Origin of the sequence: Mycobacterium sp., assembly GCF_032162605.1 — a bacterium.
Classification (GTDB): domain Bacteria; phylum Actinomycetota; class Actinomycetes; order Mycobacteriales; family Mycobacteriaceae; genus Mycobacterium.
This window is the reverse complement of the sequence record NZ_JAVROT010000090.1, coordinates 1-6,413: the sequence shown is the minus strand read 5'-3', so window position 1 is coordinate 6,413 and position 6,413 is coordinate 1. Positions and strand designations below refer to the sequence as shown.

The window sequence follows — 6,413 nt, the reverse complement described above, 5'->3', positions numbered from 1 at the left end:
CCCAGGACCTTCTGCTGGATTCAGCCCTCATTCAGCTGCTGCACCACAGCAAGGGTCGGCCGCGCGAGGTGCGCTGCCTCGAGACTGGAGTATCGCTGCTACCGGGCAAACAGTTGAGTTCGTCGGCGTGACGCGCCGAATCGCTGTGGTCGACGTTCAAGCACGAATACTACCGTCACACCTTCGCAACTGCGGCGGAATTCGTTGCAGCAGTTGACAAATGAATGGGCCTCTACAATAGTCAGGGGCGTCACTCGGCGATCGGAATGCTCAGCCCCATCGCCTATGAACAATCACTCAACGCGGGCACACAAGCCGCATAACCCCCTGTCCACTTTCCGGGGGGAACCTCAATTCCGCAGTGATCGTGATTGCACGCAGCACACGAGAGGCAGTCGTGGTCAACCTTCCCGGGCTCTACGCGCTTCCAGAGCGTCCAGGTTGCAGCTAGCCGGTACCGGGCACTGCTGCTAGCAGCAAGCTGTAATGGGCGGCAGCGTTGACGACACCCGATGCGGAAACCGCGATCCTAGTAGACATGGCCACGCTCCCGTACCCGTACCACGACGATCGTCAACGTCCACCCGGGACGGAAAGGCCACCTTCGGCACATCGCAAGCCGCCCAGGCCGTTTCGAGGTGGCGCAGTGTTCGCCGCGGGCGTGGCGGTGGCAGTGGTGTCCGCCGCTATCGGTGGATTCACCGCGTTGGTCGTGCAGCCACACACCGTCGTACACAACACCCTGGCGTCCGCGGCAGCCGCCACACCCCACGCGTCGGCAGCGGGCCTGCCCGCCGACTCGATCGAGGAGGTTGCCGCAAAGGTGGTGCCCAGCGTGGTGCAGCTGCAGACCGACCTGACCGGCCAGACCGAGCAGGGTTCGGGCATCATCTTGAATCCCGACGGGCTGATCATGACCAATGCCCATGTCGTGTCGGCCGCAGTCGACGCCAGCCCCACCGAACCCGGCGGAGCCCACACCCTGGTCACCTTCGCCGACGGCCGCACCGCGCCCTTCAACGTGGTCGCCATGGATCGAACGAGTGACATCGCCGTTGTCCAGGCGAAGGGAACCTCTGGGCTCACCCCCATCACGCTCGGCTCGCCTGACCACCTTCGCGTCGGTCAGAAGGTGGTGGCGGTGGGATCCCCGTTGGGTTTGGAAGGCACGGTCACCACGGGCATCATCAGCGCGCTGAACCGTCCGGTCTCCACCGTTGCCGACGCGGCGTCCCAGGCTACGGCGACCCAGGCCACGGCGACCGACGCCATCCAAACGGATGCGCCGATCAACCCAGGAAACTCGGGCGGGGCACTGGTCAATGCGGACGGTCAGCTCATTGGGATGAACTCGGCGATCGCCACGCTGGGCGGCTCGCCTGACGCCCAGAGTGGTTCGATCGGTTTGGGATTCGCGATTCCCGTCGACCAGGCAAAGCGCATCGTCGACGAACTCATTGCCACCGGCACGGCGTCGCATGCTTCGCTAGGTGTGCAGGTAGGTGACGACGTCAACGCTCACGGCGCCAGGATCGTCGGCGTGACGAGCGGCGGCCCTGCAGCGGCCGCCGGCCTGGCCGCCGGCGTGGTGGTGACCAAGGTCGACAACCAAGTGATCGACGACGCCAACGCCTTGGCAGCGGCAGTGCAATCGAAGGCGCCTGGCAACATGGTCACCGTCGACTACCTCGACGCCACCGGCGTTACCCGCAGCGCCCAAGTCCTGCTCGGCACCGACCAGGTTCAGCAGCCGTAACAATCGGCAGCGGGTGACCTACCCCGATTGAGTGACTGCTCAGCCGTGATCGGCTCCGCAACCCCGGTGCGCGGCGGCGGTACCTTCAGCTATGGGCCAACAGTCCATTCAATGGCCGCTGCCCCAGTACGGGGAACACCATACTCGACGTGTTGATCACCGGCGGGACCGTCGTCGACGGCACGGGCGCCGATCCCTTCCTGGCCGATATCGGCATCAGCGACGGCCGCATCGTCGAGGTGCGTCGCCGTGACGGCGGTGCCGCACGCACCGCCCGACGTATCGCGCGCTGAAGGCCGAGCTCGGCCGCGAGGAACTGGCCGATCGTCTCGCCCGGCCGGACGTGCGCGCGGCGATCCTGTCCGAGCCCGACCTGCCGGTGCAGTCGACGCCCCATTTCGACGGGATCTTCCGCCTCGCTCAGTTCAGCATCGACCAGATGTTTGCGATCGGCGACCCACCCGACCACGAGCCGACGGCCGAAATGTCCGTTGCGGGCATCGCGCGTCGCCGCGGCGGGGATCCGTTGGCCACGATGTACGAGTTGATGCTCGAGTCCAACGCTACGGCGATGTTGATGTTGCCGTTCTTCAACTACACCGATGGCAACCACGACGCGATCTACGACATGATCGCCCACCCGGCGGCGGTGTCGGGGCTGTCGGACGGGGGGCGCACTGCCGGATGATCTGCGACGCGTCGTACCCGACCTACATGTTGATCCACTGGGCGTGCAATCGGCACCGTGGTCCCCGCTTCTCACTGGAATACATGGTGCGCAAGCAGACTCACGACACCGCGACGCTGTTCGGCCTCTCCGACCGCGGTGTCGTCGCCGTCGGCAGGAAGGCCGATCTCAACGTGATCGACATGGACGCGTTGATCCTTGACGTGCCGCGAATGGTGTACGACCTGCCTGCCGGTGGGCGTCGGCTGGTGCAGGGTGCGCGCGGCTACGACGCGACCGTGGTCAGCGGTGTGGTGACCCGGCGCTTCGGGATCGACACGGGAGCGCGACCCGGCCGGTTGGTGCGCGGCGTGCGGTGATGCGCCACTTGCCTGCATGATGGATCCTTGCCGTGCGGTCGTGGTCGCGTGCAACCGATGAACATCGGGTGGCGGACGTCGATTCATCCACCGGGAGGAAAGATGCTCCATGCATGACGATGACGTGCGGGTCGCTCTGCGACAGCACTGGGCGGCCTCCGACGCCAATGACTTTGCGGCGGAGCACCAAATCTACCGAGCTGACGCAGTTCTCGAGTATCCGCAATCGGGCGAGCGGATCGTTGGCCGGCGCGACATTGAGGCGTCGCGCGTCGCCCAGCCGAGCACGAAACGCTTCACCGTCCGACGCATGTTGGGTGGCAGCGATCTCTGGATCAGCGAACTCGTCCTCACGTATGACGGGGAGCCGTTCTACGTGGTGAGCATCATGGAGTTCGAGGGCGGGGAAGTGGTCCGTGAGACGCAGTACTTTGGCGAGGCGTTCGAGCCCGGGCCATCTCGCGCTCAATGGGTCGAACGAATGCAGTGACAGCCAACGGAACTCTTCTATGCGGTGGCGATCAGCGTTCCAGCTAGCCACCATGCGGGGATTCCGGCTCTCCTCGCGCAGTTTGGTGGCTAGCACCGACGACAACGATGCCCGCGTCGAGCAGTCTTGAGATGTACAGCGAGGCTAAAGAGCATCTGGAGGAAAAGCGATGACAAGGGGCAGCGCAGCCCGCTCGAGGGGCAACCTACGGCGGGTGCATCCGGCGGTAGGAACCGCCGCGGCCGCCATGGTGCTTACCAGTGCCTGCAGCGCGGCGCGAATCGACTGCTCCTACATGCCCTTGACCCGCTGGTCCCATATGGACCCGCGATGTGGAATTCCGGATAGGCGTACGGGCTAGTCACCAGCCCGCACACTGGCGAGGCCGTGTGATCCCACGCTTGTAGCCGTAGACGCGAGTAAGCCTGCGGAAACCCAATTTTCAGCCGACATCGCATGTAAGCGATGTCACCCAATGAGGAGGAAGAAATGATGAAACTGCGAATCGTCGCGCCACTGGTCATCGCCGCATCCGCGGCAGCCATTGGCCTGGCACCGATCGCCGCGGCCGACGCTACCGTGCAGCAGAGCCCGGGAAATGCCCAAATCACCGCTACTCCCGGGGCAGCCGCCCAGGAGGCCGCCCAAAACCAACAGCCATTCGGCGGGGACTCGGGTGCCCTGCTATACCACCACCGCTGACAACGATCGCGCGCTTAGGGCCGGAACTCTCACTCCCGCCCTAAGCGCAATGGTATTGGGGCGCGAGGTAAGTCGGGACACTGACGACGTCGCTACACTGTGGCTAAGCGCAAGAGCGCTGGTGTCGTACCCCGGCGTTGTGGTGTTTCAGGACATACGAATGGGATGTCTCAAGTCATCGGCATAGTCGGCGATATACGGCGAGTGTCGAAGGCTCGCTTGGTCATCACCGCCGTTGTCATCGAAGGACGCTCGCAATCGCAGGTCGCCCGTAATTTGGGGGTGTCGGCTGGTCGACCGCTACCGATCCGAGGGCGAGGTCGCATTCGAACCACGCTCACGGCGTCCACACACCAGCCCGGCCCGCCTACCGCAGACCACCATCGACCGGACCATCGAGTTGCGCCACACCCTGGCCGGCAAAGGACTCGACAACGGGCCGCACACCATCGCCTGGCACCTAGAACACCGCCACCACCGGTGGGGTCGGTCGCCTCGATCAGCCGCACGGTCGAGAAGCACGTGCGCAGCATCCTGACCAAACTCGACCTGTCCGAAACCGGCAACGACCATCGCCGGGTCCTCGCGGTGATCACCTTCCTGGAGGCGCACTGATACGGGCGGTAGCGTCGTGATCACCTCGATGCTGGGTTCGTCAGAGTGTCAGGTGCCGCTACTTCCCGGGCTCGGTACCCGTTCCGGCAAGGAGGCCGCCTCTGGCCTTGATTAGTGGAATTCGATAGAAGAACCGTCGTTTCGGCATCATTCGGCGATTTCGCCGACCCAAGCCGGAGACTGCGCTGGCCCAGGGTTCGTCACATTGGCAGGCCTGACGGCGACAAGGGTGACCAGGATGAGGGCGATCACTAGCAGCGCGGCGGCGACAGGGCCGTCGCCGTAGGCAAGGCCTCCGGCCTTGGCGGGCTTACTGAACCAATCTGCGATGGAGGCGCCGAGGGGGCGGGTCACGATGTACGCCCACCAGAATGCGATGACGCTGTTGAGGTGGAAGCGCCAACAGCCCAAAGCCGGCACGGCGATGACGATTGCGAACAGCACGATCGATCCCAGGAATCCGAAGTGCAGTTGGTTGGCCGTAAGGTCGCCGGCGGCCGTGCCGAGGGCGAATGTGAACGAAACGGCCACCCAATAGAACACTTCCCGGCGGCGTGTTGTGATGCTGTGTATGGACAGTGTGTTCTCGCTGCGATGCCATATCCAGAATGTCGCCGCGACCGCAAGGGCGCAGAACAGGGTGGACATCCCAAAGGAGACGCCAAGCTGGTGGTGGATCACATCTGCGGCCATGGTGCCGAAGACGGCGACCATCATCACCGCCGACCAGTAGGCAAAGGCGTTGTAACGCTGTGTCCGAAACTGAACCCACAGGGTGATTGCGAAGCCTGCTGCACCGATCCCTAGGCCCAACAAGCTGATCGTGTTGAGCAGGTAATCCGATGCAGCCTCGCCCATTGCGGTCGTTATCAGCTTCAAGACCCAGAACGACGCGGTTATGTCAGGCACTTTCGCGGCGACTGTCTCGCGTCGCAGGCGAACTCGACTGTCGGCCCTCATGATCGCGTACCAACTGTCCAACTCGTGTCAGGTGGGCTGATCGCAAGCATTGTTATCGGTTTCCTCTCACTTGCCGGGCGTCGGGTGACCCTTCGGTCTTCGGAAGTTGGGGGCTGCGGAGTAGGCCCGCGGGGGTGACGACACCGGAAACCAGAGGCCCGAGGAGCCGCGCTTGATTGCTGCATTCTTGAGTTTTCGGCCGCTTTGCCGTCCGGCCGCCACGGTAATGGCAGATGTTTGTCGTCTCCTGTGGCGAAACTGGGTACCAGCCAAGGCGTTTCGGATGCGCCTGGCGTGAGCACGATGTATGACCTGCCGGTGGCAGGCAAAGATTGCGGCTAGCGGGGGGCGAAAAGGATTGGCGCGACTACCTCGACGTCGTCCTCGATCTGATCCGCAACATGGCAAGGTGACGTCTGTCAACACCAACGCGCCGCGCGCTACGAGGGTGACCCCGGCCCAAAGGGCCCTTGTGTCATCAGCCCAGGTGTTTACTGAGGAAGCGACGATGCCGGGCATGACATATTCGCTCCAGCGTCGGGACGCTGGGCATTTACCGTTGGCAGGTAAGCAGAAATTCCAGCTGGCGGGGAGCGTTGACAGCCGTCAGCCGTAACGACATAGGCGCGTTCGCGTGCGACTGTGGCAGGTGCATCCCCGCGGATGTGGAACTCGTTACACCGATGCAGCGCCCGACCGCGTGATCGAGATTCAGATGGCCGTGGCGATGAGCAGTCACCACAGCACGAGCCGCAGTTTCAATGGCATAGCCAAAGATCTAGTCGCCAAGGATGATCGGCCTGAATGGCAGACAACCAGTCTCCGAGCATTTCCGGGCTCGAG

The 6,413-nt window shown here is 63.7% G+C and carries 5 protein-coding genes and 2 pseudogenes; 6 read left to right on the top strand and 1 reads right to left on the bottom strand.

What is annotated here, in order from left to right:
• Positions 1-538: 538 nt before the first annotated feature.
• From QOI01_RS05390 to QOI01_RS05365, 6 genes and pseudogenes are all read left to right on the top strand, one after another.
• On the top strand, positions 539-1,756 hold the full coding sequence (locus QOI01_RS05390; RefSeq protein ID WP_526379155.1) for a S1C family serine protease: 1,218 nt from the start codon (positions 539-541) through the stop codon (positions 1,754-1,756).
• A gap of 149 nt (positions 1,757-1,905) precedes the next feature.
• Positions 1,906-2,049: a hypothetical protein gene (locus QOI01_RS05385; protein WP_526379154.1), complete on the top strand. Its 144-nt coding sequence runs from the start codon at positions 1,906-1,908 to the stop codon at positions 2,047-2,049.
• A pseudogene (locus QOI01_RS05380) lies at positions 2,022-2,803 on the top strand (amidohydrolase family protein); the annotation flags it as partial. The gene QOI01_RS05385 and the pseudogene QOI01_RS05380, both read left to right, overlap by 28 nt.
• Before the next feature lie 109 nt (positions 2,804-2,912).
• Positions 2,913-3,293 carry a nuclear transport factor 2 family protein gene (locus QOI01_RS05375; RefSeq protein ID WP_526379153.1) on the top strand — a complete coding sequence of 127 codons (381 nt, stop codon included), beginning with the start codon at positions 2,913-2,915 and terminating at the stop codon, positions 3,291-3,293.
• A gap of 489 nt (positions 3,294-3,782) precedes the next feature.
• Positions 3,783-3,995: a hypothetical protein gene (locus QOI01_RS05370; RefSeq protein WP_526379152.1), complete on the top strand. Its 213-nt coding sequence runs from the start codon at positions 3,783-3,785 to the stop codon at positions 3,993-3,995.
• Between the two features lie 507 nt (positions 3,996-4,502).
• Positions 4,503-4,610, top strand: a pseudogene (locus tag QOI01_RS05365) (DNA-binding response regulator); the annotation flags it as partial.
• A gap of 147 nt (positions 4,611-4,757) precedes the next feature.
• Here QOI01_RS05365 and QOI01_RS05360 read toward each other — a convergent pair.
• Positions 4,758-5,519 carry a COG4705 family protein gene (locus QOI01_RS05360; RefSeq protein ID WP_526379151.1) on the bottom strand — a complete coding sequence of 254 codons (762 nt, stop codon included), beginning with the start codon at positions 5,517-5,519 and terminating at the stop codon, positions 4,758-4,760.
• Positions 5,520-6,413: the final 894 nt, after the last annotated feature.

Bases quoted from the DNA above. Each gene is read 5' to 3' on its own strand.
- QOI01_RS05390 (WP_526379155.1), top strand. From the start codon at position 539: ATGGCCACGCTCCCGTACCCGTACCACGACGATCGTCAACGTCCACCC.
- QOI01_RS05375 (WP_526379153.1), top strand. From the start codon at position 2,913: ATGCATGACGATGACGTGCGGGTCGCTCTGCGACAGCACTGGGCGGCC.
- QOI01_RS05370 (WP_526379152.1), top strand. From the start codon at position 3,783: ATGATGAAACTGCGAATCGTCGCGCCACTGGTCATCGCCGCATCCGCG.